At 56.2% G+C, this 25,471-nt stretch carries 21 protein-coding genes; 10 read left to right on the top strand and 11 right to left on the bottom strand.

Annotated elements, in window-relative coordinates; all coding sequences use genetic code 11:
* Positions 1-220 precede the first annotated feature (220 nt).
* The 3 genes from PVT68_RS17630 to PVT68_RS17640 form a co-directional block, all read right to left on the bottom strand.
* Positions 221-3,424, bottom strand: coding sequence for an efflux RND transporter permease subunit (locus tag PVT68_RS17630; protein ID WP_280320394.1), 3,204 nt, complete (start codon positions 3,422-3,424; stop codon positions 221-223).
* A 16-nt stretch (positions 3,425-3,440) separates the two neighbouring features.
* A complete protein-coding gene (locus tag PVT68_RS17635) occupies positions 3,441-4,754 on the bottom strand; it encodes an efflux RND transporter periplasmic adaptor subunit (RefSeq protein WP_280320395.1) in 1,314 nt (437 codons plus the stop codon).
* Between the two features lie 273 nt (positions 4,755-5,027).
* The gene (locus PVT68_RS17640; protein ID WP_280320396.1) at positions 5,028-5,513 is read right to left on the bottom strand and encodes an Lrp/AsnC ligand binding domain-containing protein; all 486 of its coding nucleotides are present in this window, start codon (positions 5,511-5,513) and stop codon (positions 5,028-5,030) included.
* 292 nt (positions 5,514-5,805) lie between these two features.
* Here PVT68_RS17640 and ald point away from each other — a divergent pair, with 292 nt between their 5' ends.
* The 3 genes from ald to PVT68_RS17655 all read left to right on the top strand — a co-directional run bounded on the left by ald (position 5,806) and on the right by PVT68_RS17655 (position 8,209).
* On the top strand, positions 5,806-6,951 hold the full coding sequence (ald, locus tag PVT68_RS17645; protein ID WP_280320397.1) for an alanine dehydrogenase: 1,146 nt from the start codon (positions 5,806-5,808) through the stop codon (positions 6,949-6,951).
* 309 nt (positions 6,952-7,260) lie between these two features.
* A complete protein-coding gene (locus tag PVT68_RS17650) occupies positions 7,261-7,812 on the top strand; it encodes a flavodoxin (RefSeq protein WP_280320398.1) in 552 nt (183 codons plus the stop codon).
* A gap of 7 nt (positions 7,813-7,819) precedes the next feature.
* Positions 7,820-8,209, top strand: coding sequence for a hypothetical protein (locus PVT68_RS17655; protein WP_280320399.1), 390 nt, complete (start codon positions 7,820-7,822; stop codon positions 8,207-8,209).
* Between the two features lie 93 nt (positions 8,210-8,302).
* Here the strand turns inward: PVT68_RS17655 and PVT68_RS17660 are convergent, their stop codons facing one another.
* From PVT68_RS17660 to map, 8 genes are all read right to left on the bottom strand, one after another.
* Positions 8,303-9,784 (bottom strand): DUF4397 domain-containing protein, encoded by a 1,482-nt coding sequence (locus PVT68_RS17660; protein WP_280320400.1) that lies wholly within the window; start codon positions 9,782-9,784, stop codon positions 8,303-8,305.
* Positions 9,785-10,107: 323 nt separating this feature from the next.
* Complete coding sequence (gene dapE, locus PVT68_RS17665; RefSeq protein ID WP_280320401.1) at positions 10,108-11,241, bottom strand: succinyl-diaminopimelate desuccinylase; 1,134 nt, start codon at positions 11,239-11,241, stop codon at positions 10,108-10,110.
* A gap of 390 nt (positions 11,242-11,631) precedes the next feature.
* The gene (gene dapD / locus PVT68_RS17670) at positions 11,632-12,663 is read right to left on the bottom strand and encodes a 2,3,4,5-tetrahydropyridine-2,6-dicarboxylate N-succinyltransferase (protein ID WP_280320402.1); all 1,032 of its coding nucleotides are present in this window, start codon (positions 12,661-12,663) and stop codon (positions 11,632-11,634) included.
* A gap of 59 nt (positions 12,664-12,722) precedes the next feature.
* On the bottom strand, positions 12,723-13,067 hold the full coding sequence (locus tag PVT68_RS17675) for an ArsC family reductase (RefSeq protein ID WP_280320403.1): 345 nt from the start codon (positions 13,065-13,067) through the stop codon (positions 12,723-12,725).
* A gap of 39 nt (positions 13,068-13,106) precedes the next feature.
* Positions 13,107-13,775: an endonuclease III gene (nth, locus tag PVT68_RS17680; protein WP_280320404.1), complete on the bottom strand. Its 669-nt coding sequence runs from the start codon at positions 13,773-13,775 to the stop codon at positions 13,107-13,109.
* A gap of 23 nt (positions 13,776-13,798) precedes the next feature.
* Positions 13,799-14,974: a succinyldiaminopimelate transaminase gene (gene dapC, locus PVT68_RS17685; RefSeq protein WP_280320405.1), complete on the bottom strand. Its 1,176-nt coding sequence runs from the start codon at positions 14,972-14,974 to the stop codon at positions 13,799-13,801.
* A gap of 24 nt (positions 14,975-14,998) precedes the next feature.
* Positions 14,999-17,734 carry a [protein-PII] uridylyltransferase gene (locus PVT68_RS17690; RefSeq protein WP_280322554.1) on the bottom strand — a complete coding sequence of 912 codons (2,736 nt, stop codon included), beginning with the start codon at positions 17,732-17,734 and terminating at the stop codon, positions 14,999-15,001.
* Between the two features lie 123 nt (positions 17,735-17,857).
* Positions 17,858-18,628 carry a type I methionyl aminopeptidase gene (map, locus tag PVT68_RS17695; protein ID WP_280320406.1) on the bottom strand — a complete coding sequence of 257 codons (771 nt, stop codon included), beginning with the start codon at positions 18,626-18,628 and terminating at the stop codon, positions 17,858-17,860.
* A gap of 502 nt (positions 18,629-19,130) precedes the next feature.
* Here map and rpsB point away from each other — a divergent pair.
* From rpsB to ispC, 7 genes are all read left to right on the top strand, one after another.
* Entirely contained in the window at positions 19,131-19,877 is a 747-nt protein-coding gene (gene rpsB, locus PVT68_RS17700; protein ID WP_280320407.1) for a 30S ribosomal protein S2, read from the top strand.
* A 120-nt stretch (positions 19,878-19,997) separates the two neighbouring features.
* On the top strand, positions 19,998-20,861 hold the full coding sequence (gene tsf / locus PVT68_RS17705; RefSeq protein WP_280320408.1) for a translation elongation factor Ts: 864 nt from the start codon (positions 19,998-20,000) through the stop codon (positions 20,859-20,861).
* A gap of 301 nt (positions 20,862-21,162) precedes the next feature.
* On the top strand, positions 21,163-21,900 hold the full coding sequence (gene pyrH / locus PVT68_RS17710; RefSeq protein WP_280322555.1) for a UMP kinase: 738 nt from the start codon (positions 21,163-21,165) through the stop codon (positions 21,898-21,900).
* Complete coding sequence (gene frr, locus PVT68_RS17715; protein ID WP_280320409.1) at positions 21,897-22,454, top strand: ribosome recycling factor; 558 nt, start codon at positions 21,897-21,899, stop codon at positions 22,452-22,454. Before pyrH ends, frr begins: the two co-directional genes overlap by 4 nt.
* A complete protein-coding gene (gene uppS / locus PVT68_RS17720) occupies positions 22,454-23,215 on the top strand; it encodes a polyprenyl diphosphate synthase (protein ID WP_280320410.1) in 762 nt (253 codons plus the stop codon). The genes frr and uppS overlap by 1 nt, the downstream gene beginning before the upstream one ends.
* Before the next feature lie 47 nt (positions 23,216-23,262).
* Positions 23,263-24,108 carry a phosphatidate cytidylyltransferase gene (locus PVT68_RS17725; protein ID WP_280320411.1) on the top strand — a complete coding sequence of 282 codons (846 nt, stop codon included), beginning with the start codon at positions 23,263-23,265 and terminating at the stop codon, positions 24,106-24,108.
* Between the two features lie 164 nt (positions 24,109-24,272).
* Entirely contained in the window at positions 24,273-25,460 is a 1,188-nt protein-coding gene (gene ispC / locus PVT68_RS17730) for a 1-deoxy-D-xylulose-5-phosphate reductoisomerase (RefSeq protein WP_280320412.1), read from the top strand.
* Positions 25,461-25,471: the final 11 nt, after the last annotated feature.

Raw genomic sequence — 25,471 nt, forward strand, 5'->3', positions numbered from 1 at the left:
CCAAAAAAATCGTTGGCAAAAAGAGAGGCTACAGCGCGTTTCAGGCAGCGTGGGCCGGGGAACAGAAAGCCCCGGCGGCGGGAGTTTATCTAATATTGTATTTAAGTACTACAATTTGGCGTTAACTGGTACGAACGCCTCACTTACCGGTGGGCTACTGGCATGAACAGGATCTTCCAGGTTAATCGTATTTTGTCGCTGCCTTTTGCTCGCGAACCTTCTAGACATGTGGGTGATTGTCGTCGCTTTCCATATATCCATCGTTTGCATCGCTTCCAGGCTCATCATGGCGAGCGCCGGTTTCCCCTCTATGCACCTTCTCGCGCAGTCCCTGAACGAGCTTGAAAAAGATGGGTACCAGCAGCGTACCCGCGACACACGCCATAATGGTGCCACCCATGATGGCCGTTCCGAGCGATATCCGGCTGGCAGCACCAGCGCCTGAGGCGATCACGAGGGGAATGGAACCCACCACGAACGAGAGGGTTGTCATGATCACCGGGCGGAAGCGCAGTTTTGCAGCGGTCACCGTCGAATCGTGCAGGGATAGCCTTTCCACTTCGCGCTGGGTTTTTCCAAACTCGACAATAAGGATCGCGGTTTTAGCTGCCAGGGCTACCAGTAGTACCAGACCAATCTGACCATACAAACTAAGGGGTTCCCTGGCGATTAGTAACGCAGCAATGGCGCCGACGATGGCGATCGGCACCGAAAGGATAATCGCGAACGGGGTCAGGAAGGACTCGTACAGTGCGGCGAGGAACAGGAAGGTAAAGATCAGTGACAGCACCAGGGCAATAGTGGACGCATTACCGGCTTTGCGTTCCTCGTAACTGGAATCGGACCAGTCGTACTTGAAACCATCGGGAAGTGTCTCGATCGCCACACGTTCCAGTGCGTCCATGGCGTCACCGGAACTATATCCCCCGGCGATATTCGGGCCGCCGCTGATTTTGGCTGAGTCGTAGGTGTTGTAGCGCTTGAGGGTGACGGCACCGAGGATGGGTTCAGTGCTCAAAATTGCAGGCAGCGGTATGGGTTCGCCCTTGTTGTTGGTGATATAGATTTTCTCCAGATCGGTTTCCTGCTGGCGGAATCTGGATTCGGCCTGCACCATGACCTTGAAGGTTTTGTTGTACAGGTTGAAGTCATTGACGTAGATGGCACCGAGCTGGGTTTGCAGCGTCAGGAAAATATCGCTGATTTTTACCCCCAGCGTTTTCGCTTTCACACGGTCAATGTCCAGGCGGATTTGCGGTGAGCCTGCCTTGAATATCGAGAAGGCGCGCGCGATTTCAGGCTGCTCTGTGGCGGCTGCGGAGAAATCCTGCACCACTTTGAAGAGCTCCTGCGCACCGACCCCTTGGGTGTCTTCGAGCATGAACGAAAAGCCGGCCATGGCACCCAGGCCGGGAATCGCGGGTGCACCGAATACGAGAATCTGCGCCTCCGGCAGCTGGGCGAATTGTGCCTGGTATTTTTGTTGCAAAGCCTGCTGTGACACCTCTGGTGCTTTGCGCTCGTCCCAGGGTTTGAGTTTGGCAATCACCATCCCGGCGTTGGATTGCAGCATGACGTTGAGCAGGCTGAATCCATTCACCGACAGTACTTTGTCGACGGCGGGATCCTTCATGAGCACTTCGTTGATCTGGTCGATGACTGCGGCCGTACGCTCCAGCGCCGCGGCCTCGGGCAACTGTACGTCGATCATGAAGTAACCCTTGTCTTCATCCGGGATAAAGCTTTTGGGTACGGACTGGAAAAGCAGGAACAGGCTGACGAACAGACCGGCAATAATCGCCAGGCTTATGATCAGGTGCCGGGCGAGCCAGTCCACGATTTTGAGGTAGCCGCTGGAAACCTTTTCAAACCCCCAGTTGAAGCCGCGGATCACCGGATTTGGTTTACTGTGACCTTCCTTCAATACCGTCGAGCACAGCGCCGGGCTCAGGGTCAGTGCGTTGATCATGGAGATCAGTACCGACACCGTAATGGTGGTGCCGAACTGACCGAACATTCGCCCGGTCATACCGGGCAGCAACATGGTTGGACCGAATACGGCCACCAGCACCATGGAGGTCGCGACAATCGGCCCGGATACCTCCTTCATGGCTTTGGCGGTGGCAGCGCGCTTGTCCAGGCCCTCTTCGTGCATGATCCGCTCTACGTCCTCGACCACGATGATGGCATCGTCCACCACCACGCCGATGGCGAGAATCAGGCCGAACAGGGTGACCGTATTGATGGTCATGCCCATGGCATACAGAACGGCAAGTGTACCGACAATAGACACTGGTACCGCCAGGGTCGGTACCAGTGCGGCGCGCACGTTACCGAGGAACAGGTAGGTCACAATGATGACCAGAATGACCGTCGCGATCAGGGTGAAAATGGTTTCTTCCAGGGAAACAGCGATGAACTCGGTGGTATCGTGGCCGATGACTGCTTCAACGCCTTCGGGAAAATATTGTGATAATTCCTCTACCTTGGCTTTGACATTCTCGGCAACTTCCAGCGCGTTGGCGTCAGACAGTTTGTAAATGGCCAGCAGCACACCGGGACCGTTGTTGTATTCGCCGTACCCCTTGTAAATCTGGGCGCCGAGTTCTACCCGCGCGATATCCTTGACGCGAATTACCCCGCCTTTGTCATCGGCGCGCAGCACGATATCGCCGAACTCTTCCTCTGAAGTCAGTCGGCCTTTGGTGGTGAGCACATATTGGAATTGGGTGGATTCGGGGGATGGTGGTGAACCCAGTTGGCCTACAGCTGCCTGGATATTCTGCTCCTGAATCGCCCCCAGCACTTCCGGTACGGAAATCTCCAGATTTGCCATCTTGACCGGGTCGAGCCAGATCCGCATGCCGTAATCCAGGGGGCCGATGATTTTTGCCTCGCCCACGCCGGGTACGCGCGCAAGTTCATTGAGCAGATTCAGCGAGGCAAAGTTCGACAGGAACACGCCGTCAAACCGGTTATCCGGAGAAAACAGGTTGACCACCATCAGCATGTCGGAGGAACGTTTACGCACCTTGATACCGCGCTTCAGCACCTCCGGTGGTAGCGACGGTTCAGCCAGGGCCACCCGGTTCTGGACATCGACCTGCGCCATGTCGTCATCAGTATTCATGTCGAACGTCATGAATAGCGTGTAGGTGCCATCACTGCCGGAGTTGGAGGTCATGTAAACCATGCCCTCGGCACCGTTCACCTGCTCTTCAATGGGTATTGCAACCGCGTTTTTGACCGTTTCGGCATCGGCGCCCGGGTAGACGGCGACCACGGAAATTTTCGGTGCCGCGATATCCGGGTACTGGTCTACCGGCATGACGATCGCCGCGAGTATACCCATGAAGGTGATCAATATGGCGATCACAAAGGCGAAGCGCGGGCGACGGATAAACAGGTGGGTATTTTCGCTCACAGATCACTTTCCCGCGCTATTTGCCGGTTTCATAGGGGGTGTAGACATCGCCCGGCTGGTTTCGCTGTCTCGCTTCCATGGTCGATCTCTGATATTCCTGAAAAGCTTCCTGCTCTTTGCGCAACTGTTCGCGCAGGGAGTAGGGCGGTGGGCGAAGGTTGGGTGGTACTGGATCGTCGAATTGCTTGATTTCAACCGGTGTGACTTCGACAACGTCGCCCGCGCTGACTTTCTGTAGTCCCTCTACGAGTACTCTGTCGCCTACTTTGAGCCCTTTGCGCACAGCCCAGTTGGGCCCGATGCGCATACCGACTTCAATATTGGCCCGCTTGACCTTGTTTTCCTTGTCCAACAGGTAGACGTAATGTCCCTGCTGATCTTGGGATACCGCCTTTTGTGGAATCACGATGCGCTGTATTTCTTCCAGTAGTTTTCCATGCAGGGTGACATTTTCCTGGGGCAGAAGCAGACCCTCTGAGTTGGGGAACAGGACGCGGGCAGCGACGGTGCCCCGGGTAGAGGCGGCAGTGGCGTCCCAGGAGAAGAACTCTCCCTTGTACGGATACACCGTACCGCCCGGCAATACGATGTAGAGCTCCATATTGGGGATAGCGAGGCCTTGCTGTCGCAGCTTTTCGACCGCGCCATAAAACTCGTTGTAGGCCTTCTGGCCAATGTGGGCGAGTACATACACCGGGTCCACTTTGATGAGTTGTGTAATAGGCACCGAGTTGGGAAGGATGAAAAAGTCGCCCACAGCGTAGTTGGGGTGCCCCACTCGTCCGGAAAATGGCGCGACGATCGAGGTGTGAGAGAGATCCTGTCTGGCCTGGTGGAGTGAGGTCTGGGCGGTGTTGAGATGCGCTTCCGCCGCCTGCATAGCGGATTTGGCCGTATCGAAATCCTTCGCGGAAATGTATCCCTGTGGGCGCAGGTTTTGTGCGCGATTGAAGTTGGCTTTCGCTTCTTCGTAATTGGACATCGCTTCCGCGACGCTGGATTCCGCTGTGGCAACCTTGGTTTCAAAAGGGTAGGGGTCCAGTCTTACGAGTTCTTCACCCTGTTTGAAATACTTACCGGGCTCGATGTTTTGATACAGGATTCTGGAGGCGACGAGGGGAAAAATCTGTGCGGTCTCCACAGCTTCCACCACCGCGGGCACTTCAAAGCTGGGTCTGAAGCGCATGTGTTTGGCTTCGACCACTTCCACTTTTTTCGGCGGTGGGGTTGGTTTGGCGGCTTCTTTTTCTCCGCAGCCAATCGGCAGCAGACAGGCTACGAAAAAAAGATTCCGCCAATGGAGATGGTTACGTAGAGATTGGTACATCATTTCCCGCAACTTGAGTTAATAAACCTATCTCCATTAATCCTAGAGGGCGGGGCGTCAGCCGGTGAGAAGTTGATCGATAGTTGGCGCGAATTTAATTTTTAAGCGCGTTTATCCTTGCGGTAATACGGGTGTCGCTCGGTTCTGGGGCGGCAATGGAAAGGCAAGTCGGAGCGATGAGCGTCAAGGCAGGGGGGCGGGGGATTTGATTTGTTGCAGCAAGGGAAGTGGCGGGGCCTTGCTGCAACCGCAGTTTGATGACGTCTTAGCGATTTCTTAGCGATTGTAGTGCACCGGCACCTCCAGGGTCTCTTTGACCTGCTCCATCACCACATAACTGGTGCACTCCTGAACTTCCGGCAGGGTGAGCAGTGTTTCTCCATAGAACCTGCGATAGGCACTCATGTCCGCCACCCGGGCTTTGATCAGGTAGTCAAAGCTGCCGGATACCAGATAGCACTCCTGTACTTCCGGCAGTTCGGATACCGCATTGCGGAACGCTTCGAAGGCGTCCTGGGCAGAGCGATTCAGGCGAATCTGCACAAAGACCACCAGTGCGGCATCGAGAAATTCCGGGTTGACCAGCGCGGTATAACCCTGGATGACACCGTCAGACTCCATTTTCTTTACCCGCTCCACACAGGGTGTTGCGGTCAGCCCTACATGACGGGCGAGTTCGGCGTAGCTGGTGCGACCATTCTTTTGCAATACCCGCAGGATATTGCGGTCGATGGTGCTGAGTTCATTGGCGCGTCTTTTCATTTTGTTGCGATTCCCACTATGCATTTCTCATTGCTAAATCCGGCCGTTTCTCTGTTGGCCCGGTCACGACTCGCTGGGCAGACCATGGTGAACTGGCGCTTGACTTGTCTGTAGTATCTGTTCTGGTTCCGGTTGGCTAAATAACGTACTTCCCGCCATTTTTCCAGTGGATTCCACTAATCATATTGATAAGTTTATGAAAATCCACTTTAAAAGGGCGCCTATACTGCGGAAATCCAACAAAAAGGGGCGCGCGAGATTGCGCTCACAGAGTTAACGAGGAGAAGTCGTTATGTTGATCGGTGTCCCAAAAGAGATCAAAAACCACGAATACCGTATCGGCCTGACTCCGGCAAGCGTCCGCGAGCTGGTAAGCCATGGCCATAAGGTGGTCGTGCAAAAAGATGGTGGCTCAGCCATCGGCTTTACCGACGAGATGTACGAACAGGCTGGCGCCACGATCATCGACAATGCGGCAGAAATTTTTGCCACTGCAGACATGATCGTTAAAGTGAAAGAGCCCCAGCCCCAAGAGTGCGAGATGCTGCGTCCCGGCCAGCTGTTGTACACCTACCTGCACCTGGCTCCCGATCCCAAGCAGACTGAACTGCTGGTGAAATCCGGTGCTACCTGTATTGCTTATGAAACCGTAACCGACCGTTTCGGTGGCCTGCCGCTGCTGGCGCCCATGTCTGAAGTTGCCGGTCGCATGTCCGTGCAGTGCGGTGCCCATCACCTGGAAAAAGCCCAGGGTGGCCTGGGTGTGCTGTTGGGCGGCGTACCTGGTGTGGCTCCCGCCAAGGTATTGATTATCGGTGGTGGTGTGGTCGGTACCAACGCGGCCAAGATGGCGCTGGGTATGGGCGCTGATGTCACCATTCTGGATCGCTCCCTGCCGCGTCTGCGCCAGCTGGACGATATCTTTGGCGGCGCGGTGCGTACCGAATACTCCACCAATGACGCCATCGAACAGCATGCGCTGGAAGCTGACCTGGTGATTGGCGCCGTGCTGATTCCAGGTGCTGCAGCACCGAAACTGCTGACCCGCGACATGATCAGCCGCATGAAAAAAGGTGCGGTGGTTGTGGACGTGGCCATCGACCAGGGCGGTTGCTTCGAGACCTCGAAGGCCACCACCCACACCGATCCGACTTATGTCGTAGATGGCGTGGTTCACTACTGTGTAGCGAATATGCCGGGCGGTGTAGCGCGTACTTCTACCATGGCGCTGAACAACGCCACCCTGCCGTTTGCCGTGGCTCTGGCGAACAAAGGCGCCAAACAGGCACTGATGGACGATGCCAACCTGCTGGAGGGACTGAATGTCCACGCCGGCATGGTGACCTACAAAGCGGTGGCCGATGTGCTGGGCTACGAATACGTGGATCCCAAGCTGGCACTGCAAAAATCTGCTGTGGAGTCCGAGGTGGCTGCCTAACCAGCCCCAGGAGGCTGGAGAAAAGGAGCCAGGGGATGACCCCTGGCGAATGAAAAAGGTTCTCTTCTGGGGCGTACCCCACGCCCCGCTCTGTGAGACTTGGTAGTGTCCGACTACCTTTTTATAGCCGCGCTTTTTGCGCGGCTTTTTTATTCGCGGTTTTCCGGAATGGTTAACTTGCCCCGGGATCCTTGCTGTGCCCCCCTATTACTGGGAAAATGCCCGCCCACTGGGGCTATCTATGCACAACACCCCGGGTAGCCTGCAGAAATGGGCAGGGCAGTATGCGTAGTAGTTTGAGGAGAGAATGTGAGCAAGATCGGCCTGTTTTACGGCAGCGATGAAGGCAATACCCAGGGCGTTGCCCAACGCATTGCCGCCCGCCTGGGGGACGCCCGGGTCGATATCCACGATATCGCCGATGTCACTCAGCTGGAAATCGCGGACTACGACCAACTGATCTTTGGTATTCCTACCTGGGATTTCGGCCAGATTCAGTCTGACTGGGAAGACTTCTGGGAGGATGTCCAGGAAATTGATTTCACGGGAAAGACCGTGGCCCTGTTTGGTCTTGGTGACCAGTTTGGTTACGGCGACTATTTTCTCGACGCCATGGGTATGCTGCATGATGTGATTGTCGCCAATGGTGCCACCATTGTCGGATACTGGCCGACCGAAGGCTACGACTTCGAGGCCTCCAAAGCCGAAGTACCTGGGGAGAATGTATTTGTTGGTCTTGCCATTGATGAAGACCAGCAGGAAGAGCTCACCAGTGAGCGCCTCAACCGCTGGTGCCAGCAGATAGCTGATGCTTTCGATCTAGAAGGTGGTGCAGATAGCATCACTTTGCTCGAGGACTAGCCCACCAATGCCCAGACCGCAGATAGATACCCCGCAAAGCACACACACGCTCTCGTTGGAAGAGTTCTGGCACTGGTTGATGGACCATTGCAATTGCGTTCTGCGGGTGGGAACACCGGACTCTATTCTTTACGACGATGAGGATTATCACTGGCGTTTCACCAATGAAAATCCACGTACGCTGTTGATTCAACTGGTGCGCGGCAAGCGCCTGGTGGGGGAAGTGTTTGTCGAGCCCGAGTTTGTCAGTAGCGTCCGGGTATCCCCTGGCGACAAGGATGAAGTAATTTTTGATTTGATGGCCGAGGCGGATGGTGAAGAGCAGGTACTCTATTACTTTGTAATGTCTCACGGTGTAGAGGCCGATACGCCGTCGCAACACGACAGTCTGCACTGACGTCGTTACGCATAATTGATCTGCGGAACTAAGCTGTGGAGCAATAAAAAAGCCCTCGCCGATAAGGCGGGGGCTTTTTTTTGCTTACAGTTTTTACTCTGCGGCGGCCTCAGTTTCGGCTTCTGCCGTCAGGAAGTCATCGTAATAGATGGCGTCCGCCGCGTTCGGATCCGCGGAATTGACCGTGGTGATGATGCTATAGATTCCACCGGCGTTCAGTTCAATGGTATCGGAATAGACAATGGTGTCCGAGCCGTCGAAGGTCACTACCAGATCGTAGGTGCCAGGATTGTATTTCACCCAGCCGCTGCTTTCGCGGTAGTCCAGGGACTCTTCCGGGTAGAGAGACGAAATATTCTCATCCTGTTCTACCAGATAGTAATCAAATGCGTCGCTGGCACCATTGATCAGGCGTAGTTTTGCATGGGTCGCCAAGCGTTGCACATTGTCGGTTACCTTGACCCCGTTCCAGTCATAGGATTTGCCGACAAAGAAGTAAGTAGCTTTGTCGCCCTGGGTCAGGTCCAGTTCCTTGCGTGCGAGGTAGACACCGGGGGAAGCCGCTGGTGTTACATCAACGGACAGGTCGGTCAGCTGGCTCTTGCTGATTTCCCCGTATACGGAATCGCTGCCAAAGGCCAGGCCGCTGGTGAAGGTTTCTTCAAATTCGTTGTCGATGTAGACATCGATGTCGTCGCCTTCCGGGACTGCGTGGGCAAAACGCAATTCGGTGGTGGCATAGCGATCCGTCAGGGTTTTACTCTGGTCACGGAACATGGTGACTTTAACTGGCGCTGTGCCGACCCCGGCACCTTGGCGAATGGCAAAACCCACACGGGTTTGCGCGTTGAGAGTAAAGGTGTTGGAGATGAACAGAACCTCTTGCGGGTTACCGACTTCGGTTAGAGTAAGGACATACTCACCCTCATCCACAAGACCGTCAAAGGCGTCTTTTGGTGAAACAGTACCTTTGACCTGAACCGGCGACAGATTGGTGCCGGGCGCTTCCAGATAGACGTCTACCTGGCCCAGATCTTTTGCCAGGTGGAAGAACCAGATTTCCAGGTTTTCATCTTCGGGATCGCCGTCTTCGTCCTCGTCTTCAGTGTCGAAAACGTGGAGAGGCTTGCTGTACTGGAGAAATTCCAGATCGCCATATTGTCCATACAGTATTGCCATGTAGTCAGTGTCATTCTGCACATTGAATGACGTGCTGGCGATTTCCGTACACTCGTCGTCGTCTTTCACTCCATCTTCATCTGCGTCACCAGCGCAGGCGGTGGTGTCGTCTGTGGGCAGAATAACCTCAGCGCGGATACCCAGCTCCCCTTTGGAGACACCAGATGAGACGCTGCCGCCAAAACCCAGCGTTCCCCAGCCGTATTCATCGTCGTTATCGAACGTAAACAGCGTGACACTTTCTAGATCGGATACTGCGTTGAATGCACCAATAATCGGACTCTGGGTTGAGTCCTCATCATCGTCATCACTGCCGCTGCCGGAACAGGCGCCCAGGAATCCGGAAAGTATAAGGACTGAAGCCAGAGAAGAAATTTTCCAGCGATCGAAATGCATGTTTACTCCGATTATTTTTGCAAAAACATCCTGTCTAACTTATCAGTCAATATGCTTTACATGGATTAAGAAATGTAAGTAAACGGTTTAGAAGTGTGTTGCTATGGGGCTGAGGTGAAGTGAGGTTTCGCTGAAGTGTGTTGAGAGGAAGGAGGATAACAAGACCGGAGTGTGGGCGGTTAGCAAGTGCTAAGTACGGGGGGAGCTATTCGCTCGTTGATTGCCAATGGTCTTTTGAAATGGTTGAGAAGATGGCCTGCCATTGAGTTTGAACAGGCCAATCTTCATTTTTCCAGCAATATGTTAATTCTTGTAATGAAGTGTTAACTATCGACGAATACACCGCACAGGATTTCGCGGTACATATCTTTAACCAGGTCCAGATCATCGGCCTTAACACATTCATCCACTTTGTGAATGGTGGCATTGACCGGACCCAGCTCTACCACCTGGGCGCCGGTGGGCGCGATAAAACGACCATCGGAAGTGCCGCCAGCGGTGGAAAGTTCCGTGTCGCGGCCGGTGACTTTTTTGATCGCGGTCTGTGCGGATTCAACCAGCGGGCCTTCGGCAGTGAGGAACGGCTGCCCGCTGAGATTGAAGTTGGCTTCGTACTTGAGTCCGTGTTTGTCAAAAATCGCGCGGGCGCGGCTTTCCAGTTGGTCTGCGGTTGTTTCGGTGGAGAAGCGCCAGTTGCACACGACTTTTACATCGCCGGGAATCACATTGGTCGCGCCGGTACCGCCGTTGATATTGGAAACCTGGAAGCTGGTGGCCGGGAAAAAGTCATTGCCGTGGTCCCATTCTTCCGCAGTGAGTTCTGCCAGTGCCGGTGCCAGTTTGTGTACCGGGTTTTCCGCCAGATGCGGGTAGGCCACATGTCCCTGGATACCAAATACGGTGAGTTCCAGGCCGAGAGAGCCGCGGCGGCCGTTCTTAATGACATCGCCGGCGAGCGCTGTGCTGGAGGGTTCTCCGACCAGACACCAGTCGATTTTCTCTCCTTTACCCTCGAGCCACTCGACCACTTTGACAGTGCCGTGCTTGGCCGGGCCTTCTTCGTCGCTGGTGATCAGGAAGGCGATGCGGCCTTTGTGATCCGGATGCGCGGCAACGAATTCTTCACAGGCTACGACCATGGCAGCCAGAGAGCCTTTCATGTCTGCGGCACCGCGGCCGTAAAGCATACCGTCTACGATCTGTGGTTCGAAGGGTGGGTATTGCCAGTTTTCCTGTGGGCCGGTTGGTACCACGTCGGTGTGGCCGGCAAAGGCAAATAGCGGACCTTTTTCGCCGCGCACGGACCAGAAATTATCGGTATCGCCGAAACGCAGGCGCTCGGTTTTGAAGCCGATTTTTTCCAGACGTTCGAGCATCAGCTCCATGCAGCCGGCGTCTTCGGGGGTGACGGATTGTCTGCGGATGAGGTCGCAGGCCAGTTGTACTGTCGGGGTCATATTTTTGGGCTCCGTGATTGTTTGTCGGAGCACTATTCCTATTGAGTAGCGGCCCGCCTGCCGGGGACTCTTCGCGAGACACGCCGTGAACCCATCCATGGGGGCTCTTCTAAAACATCCCTGTTTTAGAAGGTCTCGCGAAGAGTCCCCGGCAGGCGGGCCTTCGCGTTGAATTTCAGACTACTTTTCAATTTCAGTTGAAATTACTAGCTTGTAATTGTCGAAGCGCAATAGTTAGTGCGAAGGCGAAGCATCTGGGGGAGCTTTTCGGAACCGTCGGCGACGGGACGTATTTAAGGGGGCGCCTAGCCCGATTCCGAAATAGTCCACTTGATGCTTTGCCGCCACCGGACCAGCTTAATGCGGACCCGGTAGCTATCCGGCTGAAAATCAGTTGCTATGCAACTCAGCATTCAGTTCAACCGCACTCTTGTTGGTCAGACACTCAACAGCACCGGTGCTGGAGTTGCGGCGGAACAGCAGGTCGGATTTGCCGGCCAGATCGCGTGCTTTCACAGATTCAACCACGGAGCCTTTGTCGTCCAGTACGGAGACCTTGGTGCCGGCGGTGATGTACAGGCCAGATTCGACCGTGCAGCGGTCACCCAGCGGAATACCGGTGCCGGCGTTGGCACCCAGCAGGCAGCCTTCGCCCAAGGAGATCACGATGTTACCGCCACCGGACAGTGTGCCCATAGTGGAACTGCCGCCGCCGAGGTCAGAACCGGCACCGACGAATACACCTGCAGAAATGCGGCCTTCGATCATGCCCGGACCCTCGGTGCCCGCGTTAAAGTTTACGAAGCCCTCGTGCATGATGGTGGTACCTTCACCCAGGTAAGCACCGAGGCGCACGCGCGCGGTGTGTGCGATACGTACACCCGTAGGTACAACGTAGTTGGTCATTTTCGGGAACTTGTCCACGCAGGACACTTCCAGTAACTCGCCTTTGAGGCGGGCTTCCAGCTGGCGCTGCGGCAGCTCTTGCAGATCGATGGCGCCCTGGTTGGTCCAGGCCACATTGGCCAGCTGGCCGAAAATACCGTCCAGTTTGGTGCCGTGGGGTTTTACCAGGCGGTGAGACAGCAGGTGCAGCTTCAGATAGGACTCGGGCACAGACTGGGGAGCTTCATCGCTGTGCAGAACAACGGCGACTAGTGGGCGCTGGCTGCTGGCGAACTGGCGAAGGATTGCGGCTTGTTCGCTGGCGCCGGCACTTTCCAGTTGATCTGCCAGCGGCTGTAATTGCGCTTGTTCCAGTGCAACGGCCACATTGCCACCGCCGATGCTGAGTGCACCGGTAACGGCGTTGGCGATGGCATCTGCCGGGTTCAGCAGGGGCTGGGGAAAGTAGACTTCCAGCCAATCGCCTTTGCTGTTTTGCGTGCCAACGCCAAAGCCGATGCTGTAAACGTTACTCATGTTGGTTTCCTTTTTGTGATTCTGTACGTGTGTGCTATCTGATTTTGTTTGTGCGACGGCTATTTGACGAAGCTGGTGTAGCTGTCGGCCTTGAAGCCAAACAGAGTCTCACCGCCCCTGGTGATGACCGGACGCTTGATCAGCGTTGGGGTTTCTTCAGCGAGCGTTTCCGCACTGGAATTGTCCAGAGCGTTTTTTTGGGCTTCGTCGAGGGCGCGCCAGCTGGTGGAGCGGCGGTTAAGCACCTGCTCCCAGCCGAATTCTTTCAGCCAGTCCGCCAACGGTACCTGGTCCATACCGTTTTCGCGGAAATCGTGGAAGTTGTATTCCACATTATTTTGTTCCAGCCACTTGCGGGCCTTTTTTACGGTGTCGCAATTTTTGATGCCATAAAGGGTAATCATCGCAGTTCCTGTCAATTGTCGACGGGCCAGATCGGGAGATCAGGCTTTTTTGGTTTTCTTGGGGTTTTTACGTGCGGGGTAGCAGGTGGTGCAGATTTCACAAACGGTGCCATCGCAACCGCGGGCACTGCAGTACTCCCGTCCGTAGAAAATAATTTGCAGGTGCAACTTGTTCCATTTGTCGCTAGGGAATACACGCTTCAGGTCTTTTTCCGTCTGCACTACATTCTTGCCGCTGGTAAGTCCCCAGCGCTGGGCCAGGCGGTGAATATGGGTGTCTACCGGAAACGCGGGATGACCGAAGGCCTGTGCCATCACCACGCTGGCGGTTTTGTGTCCGACACCGGGCAGGGTTTCCAGTGCCGCCATATTCTCTGGTACTTTACCGTGGTATTCGTTAACCAGAATTTCTGACAGTTTCTGGATAGCCTTGGATTTTTGCGGCGAGAGTCCACAGGGACGGATAACCTCCTGGATCTTTTCTACCGGCACCTTCGCCATGTCGTAGGGATTGTCCGCCAGTTCCCACAATGCGGGAGTAATCTGGTTTACTCGCTCGTCGGTGCACTGTGCGGACAGCAAGACGGCCACCAGCAGCGAGTAGGCATCGAAGTGGTCAAGGGGAACCGGGGTCTCTGGATACAGTTCTTCCAGGCGGTTGAGGATGTAATCCACTCGTTCCTGTTTTAGTAGGTTTTTTGCGCTCATGGTGTTCGCCGGCAAGGAGGCTCCTACTGGCAGAAACGGCGAATGCGTTGCGCCGCTTCAATACATTCTTCGAGAGTGGCAACCAGGGCCATGCGCACATATTCCGCACCGGGGTTTATGCCATTGGCCTCACGGGCGAGGAATGCTCCGGGCAGAACGGTGATGTTTTGCTGGCGGAACAGCTCGCGGGCGAAGTGCTCGCCATCGCCCACCTTGGGCCAGAGATAAAAGCTGGCCTGGGGTTTTTCGACATCCAGACAGCCGTCGAGGATTTCCAGCACAGCGTCGAACTTCTGCTGGTACAGCGCGCGATTTTCCATTACGTGCTGCTCGTCCTGCCAGGCGGCAATCGAGGCGAACTGGGTAGGTACCGGCATGGCGCAGCCGTGATAGGTCCGGTACAGCAGAAATTTTTCCAGGACTTCGCGATCGCCAGCGACAAAACCGGAGCGCAGTCCTGGAAGGTTGGAGCGTTTCGACAGGCTGTGAAACACCACGCAGCGACGGTAGTCGTTGCGGCCCAGGTCAGCACAGGCCTGTAGCAGGCCGAGGGGAGGGTTCTGCTCGTCGAAGTAGAGTTCCGAATAGCACTCGTCGGAGGCGATGGTGAAATTGTACTGGTCGGCGAGTGCGATCAGGCGTTTGAAATCCTCCATCTCCAGTAGTGCGCCAGTTGGATTGCCCGGTGTGCAGATATACAGCAGCTCACAGGCCTCCCAGACGGAAGCTGGAACGGCGTCGAAATCTGGCTTGAAACCCGTTTCCACGCTGCAATTGATAAAGTGCGGTGTGGCGCCGGCGAGAAAGGCCGCGCCCTCGTAGATCTGGTAGAAGGGGTTGGGCATCACCACTTTTGCGCCCGGGGATACGACTGCCTGGGCGAAGGCAAACAATGCTTCGCGGGTGCCGTTGACGGGAATGACCTCGGTATCGGCACAGACGGACTCGAGATTAAACCGCTGACACAGCCACTGCGCGATGGTTTGGCGCAAGGAATCCAGCCCTTTGGTAAGCGGGTAGGAGGCCAGCTTGTCCAGGTTGTCGATCAGTTCGTCGCGTACGAAAGCGGGCGGCGCGTGTTTGGGTTCACCGATGGATAGTGCGATGTGCGCAAGATCTGCAGGGCCTTCAATTCCTTCCTTCAGTGTTGCCAGTTTGGCGAAAGGGTAGGGTTGCAGCTGTTGTAAATTCGGATTCATGGTCGCTTTAACGTTATTCCAGTTTTATGGCTGCGGCGGCAGGGTTGCCTGGTGGGCATCTAGCTCCTGGCAGATGGACTGTTCCAGGATTTCGATAAGAGCCATATCCGTCAGCGGTTCGCTGTTGGCATCGGTAATATGAAAAATATCCTCCACCCGCTCTCCCAGGGTGGAGATCTTGGCATTGTGCAGGCGCAGGTCGTGGCTGATGAAAATACGCGCGATACGCGCCAGCAGACCAGGGCGGTCGGCACTGGTAATTTCAAGAGTGCTGTAACTGTCGCCGGGTTCGGTGGAAATGTGGGCCTGGCTTGGCAGGTGGAACATTTTCAGGCGACGCGGAGTGCGACGCTTGATCACTTTGGAGTAATCCTCCACCAGTTTCAGCTCCTTTTGCAGGGTGTTGCGGATCTGCTCCAGGCGCTGCGGTTCGTCCAGCAGCGGCTGGCCGGATTCGTCCAAGACATAAAAGGTATCCAAGGTGTAACCGCCGGCGGAACTGTACAGGCGTGCGTCGTGGATATTCAGGTTCAGCATGTCGAGGCCGGTCACTACCGCCGCGAAGACGTTCGGCCTGTCCGGGGTGTACACGAATACCTCGGTGGCGCCATCGTGTTCACCGGGGCCCGAATTGCGGGTTAGCACCAGGGTATCGCTGTCGGCATTACGTGCCGGGTCTTTCTGCAGCTGGTAGATGGCGGCGGTATGCCAGGCAATATTGTCGGCGCTCTCGCGCACGAAATAGTCTTCCCCCATTTCTGACCAGATGTCTTCCACCGCGTTGCTAGGCAGTCCGATGGCGCGAAGCATGTTGCGTGCCTGAGCCTGGGTTTCCTCGTAGATTTCGTCGCGGTCGATGGGGTTTTCCAGCCCGCGGCGCAGGGCGCGCTGGGTGTACTGGTAGAGCTGGCGCATCAGGCTGGCACGCCAGCTGTTCCACAGGTCCGGGTTGGTGGCATTGATGTCGGCAACGGTGAGCGCGTAGAGGTAATCCAGGTGCTCGCGGTCACCCACTTCGGCGGCAAAGGCGTGGACCACTTCCGGGTCAGAAATATCCTGTTTCTGCGACACCGCGCTCATCAGCAGGTGCTTTTCTACCAGCCAGCACACCAGGCGGCGGTCGCGGGCAGAGAGGCCATGGCGGCGGCAGAAGGCATCTGCGTCCATCACGCCGAGTTTGGAATGGTCGCCACCGCGACCTTTGGCGATATCGTGGTACAGGCCGGCGATGTAGAGCAGCTCCGGCTTGCGCATGCGCGACAGCACTTCCGCCGCGAGGGGGAACTTCTCCCAGGCGTCTTCGTCGAGGAAGCTGCGCATATTGCGCACCACCTGCAGGGTGTGGGCATCCACGGTATAGATGTGGAACAGGTCGTGTTGCATCTGTCCGGTCACGCGGCCGAACTCAGGCAGGTAGCGACCGAGTACACCATAGCGGGTCATGCGCGTGAGTTGGGTGGAGAGCCCCTTGGGGCTGCGCAGCAGCTGCATGAACAACCGCGTATTGGCGGGGTCTGCGCGGAACTGGTCGTCGATCAGGTGGCGATGCTCACGGATCAGGCGGATGGTGGATGCTCGCACACCCTGGATTTCCGGGTGATTGGACATCAGCACAAAGATCTCCAGCAGCGCTGGCGGGTGCTCGATGAAGGTGCGGGTTACCGCCACTTCAATGGTGTTACCGCGTAGCTGGAAGCGCTCGTTGATCGGAGTTACCGGGAGGTGCTTGCCCCGTTGCAGAATCACCTCGTCGAGGAATTGCAGCAGCACATCATTCAGCTCCCGCAGGGCCATAACGATGCGGTAGTAATTGTGCATGAACTGTTCGACGGCGAGATTGGACTCATTGTCCCGATAGCCGAACTCCCGGGCCAGCTCGCGCTGGTAATCGAACAGCAGGCGCTCCTCCGGCCGACCGGCCAGCAAATGCAGTCCGTAGCGCACCCGCCACAGGAAATCTTCCCCGGACTGCAGGATGGCGAACTCTTCCTCGGTAAAGAAACCTTTGCCCTGCAGCTGTTTAAGGGTGCGAACCTGGAAGTAGCGCTTCGCTACCCAGTTGATGGTCTGGATGTCTCGCAAGCCGCCGGGGGCGTTCTTGATGTTGGGTTCCAGGTTGTACTCGGCACCCTGTTGCTTGCTGTGGCGTTGCTGCTGCTCGGCGTATTTGGCGCTGAAGAACTCGTCCGCGGGCCAGATGCGGTCTGGCGTCATGCGCTCGGTCAGGGTTTCGCACAGTGCCGGGTTGCCCACTACCGTGCGGCATTCCAGCAGGTTGGTGGCGATAGTGATGTCTTCCGCGGCCATTTCCAGGCAGTGTTCGATCGTGCGAACCGAGTGGCCGATATCCAGTTTCAGGTCCCAGAGGAAGGCGACCAGGCGCTCGATATTGTCGATGGTGGCGTCGTCTGGTTTGTCCGAAGTGAGGACAAGCAGGTCAATATCGGATTTGGGGTGTAGCTCGCCGCGCCCGTAGCCGCCTACCGCCAGCAGGCTGATATTGTCGGGCCACTGGAACTGGTACCAGGCGTAGTGCAACAGGCAGTCCACAAACAGGGCGCGCTCGTAGACGAGGGTGCGCACGTCTTCGCCCTCGCGAAAACGGCGCGCCATATGGGTACTGGCAGCGCCGACCGCATCCCTGAAAATCTCCAGCGTGGATTTGGCTCCCTCCGCCAGGTCGCGGCGAAAGCGCGACTGGTCGAAGAAAAACAAGGGTTTTTCGAAGTGCGGGATATGCGCCAGTTGCATGGAATTCATCTGCTTTGATACTGGATTCGACACCGGTACTGCTCCGGGCCGGGTGTTCCTTTCCCGGCCTCATGGAGGGGCCGGCTTAACGCGCTTGTCGGGGCGATGCCGTCGCCCCGGCAGGGCAGCCGTTTAAAACGATTCTTCTTTGCGGGCGGTGAGGATTTCCACGCCGTCGCTGGTAACCGCCATGGTGTGTTCCCACTGGGCGGACAGGCGGCGGTCTACGGTAACCGCGGTCCACTCGTCCCGCAGCACGCGACTGCCGGGTTTGCCGGCGTTGATCATGGGTTCGATGGTGAAGGTCATACCTTCTTCCAGCACCTGCCCGGTGCCTGGCCTGCCGTAGTGCAGAACCTGCGGATCCTCGTGGAATACATCGCCGATACCGTGGCCGCAGAAGTCTTTTACCACCGAGTAGTAATTCTTCTCCGCATGGGTCTGGATCACGTGTCCAATGTCGCCGAGGGTGGTTCCGGGGCGGACAATCTCGATCGCCTTGTACAGGCACTCCTGGGTCACTTTGACCAGGCGTTCAGCGTGCGCGGCAGGTTTGCCGACGAAGTACATCTTGGAAGTGTCACCGTACCAGCCGTCTTTGATCACCGTGACATCGATATTGATGATGTCGCCTTTTTTCAGCACCTTGGCCTCGGAGGGGATGCCGTGACAGATCACCTCGTTGACCGAGGTGCAGATCGATTTTGGGAAGCCGCGATAACCGAGGCAAGCGGGAATGGCTTGCTGGACGTTGACGATATAGTCGTGACAGCGCCTGTCCAGTTCTTCCGTGGTGACCCCGGGAACCACATATTCGCCAATCATTTCCAGTACTTCTGCTGCCAGGCGGCCCGCAATGCGCATTTTGGCAATCTGTTCCGGTGTCTTTACGGCGTTGGTCATGAATCTTCCCACAGGTTGAAGTTGGTTCGGTTGCGCGAGGTGCTGGAGTGGACGATACCGTCGTCGCTGGCTGCAGTTCCGGCTTGCGCGCGGCGCGGTATTGTAGCGGAATTACAGGGCTGCGGCATTAAGCTCTCTCTATGGTGGCAATAGAAGTAGCAATGGAGTAGCGCCGCCTGGCGGGGGCTGCGGCAGACTTTTGCAGAATAGTCCGATGTGTCGGCATTCGGCCGTGTGGCGGTAGTTGCGCTTCCGCCATGGCGATATCTGTGGTATAAAGCGCGCCGCTTTGGGCAGTGCCCGGAGTGAAACCTAATACGGGGCAGTCACTGCTCTGAACAAACGCCGCACATATACCGACACATTCGCCTGGGTGTCTCTGCAGTCACAGTTTGATTGTGAGGTGGGGATTGGTGAATGGGGTATATGGAGGATACAACCCAGGAAGTTGTCGAGCCTCTAATCTTTCGCTCGCACTTCTGTTTGAAAACTGAGGTTTACTATGCCGCAAGTCAGCATGCGCGATATGCTGCAGGCTGGTGTCCATTTTGGTCACCAGACTCGCTACTGGAACCCGAAGATGGGTCAATACATCTTTGGCGCTCGCAACAAAATTCATATCATCAACCTGGAGCACACTGTTCCGGCCTTCAATGAAGCTCTGCAGATCATCAAGGGTATGGCTGCTCAGAAGAAGAAGGTTATGTTCGTTGGCACCAAGCGCGCTGCGCAGAAAGCCATTAAAGAGCAGGCGGAACGTGCAGGTCAGCCCTACGTCAGCAACCGCTGGCTGGGTGGTATGCTCACCAACTACAAAACCATCCGCGCTTCCATCAAGCGTCTGCGTGATCTCGAAGCTCAGTCTCAGGACGGTACTTTCGAGAAGCTGACCAAGAAAGAAGCCCTGATGCGCACTCGCGCAATGGAGAAGCTGGAGCGCTCCATCGGTGGTATCAAGGAAATGGGTGGTCTGCCGGACGCGCTGTTCGTGATCGACGTTGAACACGAGCGTATCGCCATTCAGGAAGCCAACAAGCTGGGTATTCCGGTAATTGGTATTGTTGATACCAACAGCAGCCCGGAAGGCGTTGACTACGTTATTCCAGGCAACGATGACGCCATCCGCGCAATCAAGCTGTACACCACTGCTGTTGCCGACGCTGTTGTAGCTGGTGCGGCGGTAGCTGGTGGCGCTGTTGCCCAAAGCGAATACGTTGAGGCCGGCGACGACCAAGCAGCTGCGGAATAAGTTGCAGACAACTGGCGGTGTAACAAAACTGAGTTACGCTGCAGGGAAAAGGGGCCTCTTATCCGGCCCCTTTTTTTCAAATCCATCAAAGAATTTGAATCTGAACCCGAGGATTGAATCATGGCGATTACCGCGTCAATGGTAAAAGAACTGCGCGAGCGCACCGGTCTGCCGATGATGGAGTGCAAAAAAGCACTGACCGAAGCTGATGGCGATATCGAAAAAGCGATTGAAGATCTGCGCAAGGCATCTGGCCTGAAAGCTGCCAAGAAAGCTGGCCGCACCGCCGCTGACGGCGTTGTTGCAGCCAAAGTTGCTGAAGATGGCAGCTACGGCGTTCTGGTTGAAGTGAACTCTGAAACCGACTTCGTTGCCCGCGATGACAACTTCCTGGCGTTTGTTGGCAAGGTTGTCGACAAAGCATTTGCTGATCGTCAGCAGGATGTTGCCGCACTGATGGAAGGTGCGCTGGAAGCAGACCGCGAAGCACTGGTACAGAAAATCGGTGAAAACATCGGCGTGCGTCGCATTCAGGTAGTAGAAGCTCCGGTTGTTGGCGCTTACGTACACTCCAACAGCCGCATTGCGGTACTGGTTGCCCTGAGCGGCGCCAATGTGGAGACTGCGCGTGACATCGCTATGCACGTGACCGCGGTAAACCCGCAGGTTGTGAAGCCTGAAGATATGTCTCCGGAAGTGGTCGAGAAGGAGAAGGAGATCATCAAGGCGCAGCCGGATATGGAAGGCAAGCCTGCTGAAATCGTCGAGAAGATGATGGGTGGCCGTATCAACAAGTTCCTGAAAGAGAACAGCCTGGTTGAACAGCCTTTCGTCAAGAACCCGGACGTGACCGTCGGCAAGCTGGCCAAAGACGCGGGCGCGGATGTTCTCGGTTTTGTCCGCTTTGAAGTGGGCGAAGGCATCGAGAAGGAAGTGGTGGACTTTGCAGCGGAAGTGGCTGCTCAGGTAAAAACCAGTTCCTGATGCCTGGACTCGCCGGCGGCGTTGTGCTGCCGGCACTCGCGGGGTGCTCCCGGTGTGTTCATACGAATGCTGCCGGGGCGCCCCGTTGTAGTATCTGGCCTACGGCAAGTGCTGTTTATAAACTGATCGATTGGGCTGCCCGGGTAGCCGAAACTACCGTTTATAATTCGGCCGGATCCGCAAAGGTGTAGGTAAAACCATAGGTAAAGCGCCGGATTTGTTGTAATGTTCGGCGGGCGCGAACCGCAAGCGGGTTGCGTCTCAACACAGAATTTAGCCCATGACAGTTGAGGACCAAGGGATGCCAGGTATTAAAGACCGCAAGTACAAGAGAATCCTGTTAAAGCTCAGCGGAGAAGAGCTGATGGGCGAGCAGGGGTTTGGAATCAGCCCCAAAGTGCTGGATAAAATGGCACTGGAAATCGGGCAGTTGGTTGGGATTGGTGTACAGGTCGGCCTGGTGGTCGGCGGTGGCAACCTGTTCCGCGGGGCTGCACTTAATGCCGCAGGCCTGGACCGCGTTACCGGTGACCATATGGGCATGCTGGCGACGGTGATGAACGCATTGGCCCTGCGTGATGCGCTCGAGCGTTCGAATATTTCTTCCCGGGTCATGTCGTCGATCCAGATGAGCGGTATCGTGGATCATTACGATCGTCGCGCGGCCATCCGCTATCTTGAACGCGGTGAAGTACTGATCTTCGCTGCGGGTACCGGCAATCCCTTTTTCACCACCGACTCCGCCGCCTGTTTGCGCGGAATTGAGATCGATGCGGAACTGGTACTCAAGGCCACAAAGGTTGACGGCGTCTACTCTGCCGATCCGAAATTGGTACCTGATGCCACCCGCTATGACCGCCTCACCTATGACGAGGTGCTCGACAAAAAGCTCGGAGTTATGGATTTAACGGCAATCTGCCTCTGCCGCGAACACAATATGCCGGTGCGGGTTTTCCGGATGGACAAGACCGGAGCGCTGCTGAATATTGTTGTCGGCGGTGAAGAGGGCACACTTATCGAAGAGGATGTGAATCAGTGATCAACGACATCAAGAAAGACGCCGAAGGGCGCATGAGCAAAACCATCGACGCGTTGGGAACCAACTTCAACAAGATTCGCACCGGTCGCGCGCACCCGAGCATTCTCGATGGAATTCAGATTTCCTACTATGGTTCAGACACGCCGCTGTCGCAGGTAGCCAATGTCAACGTCGAAGATGCGCGCACCCTGTCGGTCACGCCGTGGGAAAAGAATCTGGTTCCCGACATTGAAAAGGCAATCATGAAGTCTGATCTCGGTCTGAATCCGAGCACTGCAGGCAGTGTCATTCGTATCCCGATGCCGATGCTGACGGAAGAGACCCGCAAAAATTTTATTCGCCAGGCAAAGAGTGAAGCGGAAAACGCCCGTGTTGCCATTCGCAATGTGCGCCGCGATGCACTGGCGGAAGTCAAGGCTTTGGAAAAAGAGAAGGAAATCTCTGAGGACGATGAGCGTCGTGCAGCGGATGATATTCAGAAGCTGACCGACAAATATATTGCTGAAGTGGAAAAAGCGCTGGCAGCAAAAGAAAAGGACTTGATGGAAATCTGATGTCTGTAAGCGGTACTGGTGTGGCAGTGCACGAGCTGGCGGGACCGCGACACGTCGCCATTATCATGGATGGCAACGGCCGCTGGGCTGCGCGCAAAGGGCTGTCGCCATCTGCCGGGCACAAAGCTGGTGTTGAGCGGATCCGCGATTTGATCGAGGCCTGCAAAGACCGCGAAATCGAAGTGCTCACGCTATTCGCATTTTCCAGTGAAAATTGGCAGCGACCGCCTAAAGAGGTGGAGTTGTTGATGAGTCTGTTCCACTCCTATTTGCGCCGCGAGGCGCGGCGTATGCAGGAGCAGGGGATTCGACTGCGTGTGATCGGCCGTCGCGACCGCTTTTCTGCACGTTTGCAGCGTGCAATTGCAGACGCAGAGGACCTCACGGTTGGCGGTACCACGGGTACACTGGTGATCGCTGCGGATTACGGTGGCCAGTGGGATATCGCGCAGGCAGCACGCTCCCTGGCGGAAGAGGTGGCCAGCGGTGCACGCGCGCCGGAGTCCATTGACGATGCCGCCCTGGGTGAGCGAGTACAGCTGGCGGATCTGCCGGCAGTGGATCTTGTGATCCGCTCCAGCGGCGAGCAACGCATCAGTAATTTTTTGCTGTGGCAGGCCGCTTATAGTGAATTTTACTTTACCGAAACGCTGTGGCCGGATTTCGGGGTTGCTGAGCTGGATGCGGCTCTGACAGCTTTTCGGCAGCGGGATCGCCGTTATGGCGGGCGCAGTGAAGATGGGGTTGAGGCGCAGGCGTGATCGTCGGCGTTTTCGATTACCCGGTTAAATTGATTAAGGGTTGAACGGTGCTAAAACAAAGAATAATTACCGCGCTGGTGTTGGTTGCCTTTTTTCTCGGGCTGCTGTTTTTTGTCCCCATGCAGTGGTTCTCCATGATCGTGGGCGCGATCATTCTTCTCGGTGGCTGGGAATGGGCCAACCTCTCCAATCTCAATCGCGCTCTGCGCTTTGTGTTTCTTGCCGCCCTGGGTGCCGCGCTCGTCGGCACTGCCCGCTATGTATTTGATTTCGACTTTTCCACCCCGGATATCGATCACGCTCGGCAAATCCTGGCGGTCGCCTGTGGTTGGTGGGCGCTTGCATTCCTGTGGGTGCAAGGTTATCCGGCCAGTGCAATGTTGTGGGGCAATCGCTGGGCGCGGGGGCTGATCGGGCTGGTTGTACTTGTGCCCGCATGGTTGTCGGTAGTGATTTTGCGTGGGCAGGAGCATGGCGCCTGGCTTGTGTTGTTTGTGGTGGCCGTCGTTGTCGCTGCAGATGTAGGTGCTTACTTTGTCGGACGTAAATTTGGCAAGCACAAGCTGGCGCGGGAAGTCAGCCCGGGTAAGTCATGGGAGGGCTTTTTCGGCGGGCTGGCTGCATGTCTGGTACTTGCTTTGGCGGTCTCTGTGGCATTTCAGTTACCGTTGAAAAACACGGTGCTGTTCTCGTTCGGCGTGCTGGTAACTGCATTGGCATCGGTTATCGGTGATCTGGTGGAGAGCATGTTCAAACGCCACCGGGGCATCAAGGACAGTAGCCGGATTCTGCCTGGTCACGGCGGCATTCTGGATCGGCTCGATAGCCTGACTGCTGCGCTGCCGGTCTTTACCATGGCCGCACTGGCCAGCGAGCTGCCCAAATATCTGTGACTGGCATCGGTAACAGATATCTGTGCCAGTAGCAGTCAAACGCTGTAATTATCAGAAACGAGTAGCTTGTTCCCCTTTCATTGCGACCCGAGCGGTAGCTGAGGGTTGTGGCTTGCGGCGATAGCTGTCGCGGTCCGGACAGGCTACAGAGGTAAACGGTTTCCATGTACTCCTCTCATCCACAATCAGTCTGTGTACTCGGGTCCACCGGCTCCATTGGTGTTAGCACGCTTGATGTATTGTCGCGGCACCCGCAGCAATACCGGGTATTTGCGCTGACAGCGAGAGAGCGGGTAGAGGCACTGGCGCAGCAGTGTCGTGAATTTCGGCCCCACTATGCGGTTGTGCTGGACGAAACTCGAGCGCAGAGTCTGCGGCAGTCCCTGCGGACAGATGGCATTGAAACCGAAGTCTTGAGCGGTATCGAAGGGCTCTGCCAGGTGGCCTCCGACGAGCGGGTCTCAGTGGTCATGGCCGCCATTGTCGGTGCTGCCGGTCTCAAGCCGACCTTGGCGGCGGTAAAGGCGGGCAAGAAAGTGTTGCTGGCCAACAAAGAATCCCTGGTAATGGCCGGCCCCCTGTTTATGGATGCGCTGGCGCGCAGCGGCGCGCAAATGCTACCTATCGACAGTGAGCACAACGCCATTTTCCAGTGTCTGCCCTATCCCTGTGATAGCCTCGATGAAGCGGGAGTGGAGCGGATTCTGCTGACCGGTTCCGGCGGGCCATTCCGCACTACCGATCCGGCGGCGCTGGAGCGGGTGACTCCGGAAGAGGCTTGCAATCATCCCAACTGGTCCATGGGGCGCAAGATTTCCGTGGATTCTGCCACCATGATGAACAAGGGGTTGGAGTTTATCGAAGCCTGTTATCTGTTTCGCGCAGCGCCAGCGGATATTCAGGTGGTGGTCCACCCGCAAAGTATCGTGCACTCCATGGTCCAGTATCGAGACGGCTCGCTGCTGGCACAGATGGGCAATCCGGACATGCGCACGCCCATTGCCCATGCACTGGCGTTCCCTCAGCGTATCGACAGCGGTGTCGCCGCGCTGGATCTGATCGCCCAGGGACGCCTGGATTTCGAGGCGCCGGACGAGGTTCGCTTTCCCTGCTTGCGCCTGGCGCGGGAAGCGATGGAGGCAGGCGGCAGTGCGCCGACTACCCTGAATGCGGCGAATGAAGTGGCGGTGCAGGCGTTTCTGGATGGGGCGCTACCCTTTACCGGGATTGCCCGGGTGATAGAAAAGGTCATGAAATCCACGGCAGTGGTTGAACTGACAGACCTGGACGCAGTCGAAAAGGCTGATCAAAAGGCGCGTGAACTGGCAGTGGAAATGCTGGCGGCGCTCTAGGCGCCGGTACA

The sequence above is a fragment of the Microbulbifer bruguierae genome (assembly GCF_029869925.1).
GTDB lineage: Bacteria > Pseudomonadota > Gammaproteobacteria > Pseudomonadales > Cellvibrionaceae > Microbulbifer > Microbulbifer bruguierae.

Bases quoted from the DNA above. Each gene is read 5' to 3' on its own strand.
- dapD (WP_280320402.1), bottom strand. From the start codon at position 12,663: ATGAGTAACGTTTACAGCATCGGCTTTGGCGTTGGCACGCAAAACAGC.
- ald (WP_280320397.1), top strand. From the start codon at position 5,806: ATGTTGATCGGTGTCCCAAAAGAGATCAAAAACCACGAATACCGTATC.
- PVT68_RS17635 (WP_280320395.1), bottom strand. From the start codon at position 4,754: ATGATGTACCAATCTCTACGTAACCATCTCCATTGGCGGAATCTTTTT.
- uppS (WP_280320410.1), top strand. From the start codon at position 22,454: ATGTCTGTAAGCGGTACTGGTGTGGCAGTGCACGAGCTGGCGGGACCG.
- ispC (WP_280320412.1), top strand. From the start codon at position 24,273: ATGTACTCCTCTCATCCACAATCAGTCTGTGTACTCGGGTCCACCGGC.
- PVT68_RS17655 (WP_280320399.1), top strand. From the start codon at position 7,820: ATGCCCAGACCGCAGATAGATACCCCGCAAAGCACACACACGCTCTCG.
- map (WP_280320406.1), bottom strand. From the start codon at position 18,628: ATGACCAACGCCGTAAAGACACCGGAACAGATTGCCAAAATGCGCATT.
- tsf (WP_280320408.1), top strand. From the start codon at position 19,998: ATGGCGATTACCGCGTCAATGGTAAAAGAACTGCGCGAGCGCACCGGT.
- PVT68_RS17640 (WP_280320396.1), bottom strand. From the start codon at position 5,513: ATGAAAAGACGCGCCAATGAACTCAGCACCATCGACCGCAATATCCTG.
- dapC (WP_280320405.1), bottom strand. From the start codon at position 14,974: ATGAATCCGAATTTACAACAGCTGCAACCCTACCCTTTCGCCAAACTG.
- nth (WP_280320404.1), bottom strand. From the start codon at position 13,775: ATGAGCGCAAAAAACCTACTAAAACAGGAACGAGTGGATTACATCCTC.
- rpsB (WP_280320407.1), top strand. From the start codon at position 19,131: ATGCCGCAAGTCAGCATGCGCGATATGCTGCAGGCTGGTGTCCATTTT.
- PVT68_RS17690 (WP_280322554.1), bottom strand. From the start codon at position 17,734: ATGAATTCCATGCAACTGGCGCATATCCCGCACTTCGAAAAACCCTTG.
- pyrH (WP_280322555.1), top strand. From the start codon at position 21,163: ATGCCAGGTATTAAAGACCGCAAGTACAAGAGAATCCTGTTAAAGCTC.
- dapE (WP_280320401.1), bottom strand. From the start codon at position 11,241: ATGACCCCGACAGTACAACTGGCCTGCGACCTCATCCGCAGACAATCC.
- PVT68_RS17675 (WP_280320403.1), bottom strand. From the start codon at position 13,067: ATGATTACCCTTTATGGCATCAAAAATTGCGACACCGTAAAAAAGGCC.
- PVT68_RS17660 (WP_280320400.1), bottom strand. From the start codon at position 9,784: ATGCATTTCGATCGCTGGAAAATTTCTTCTCTGGCTTCAGTCCTTATA.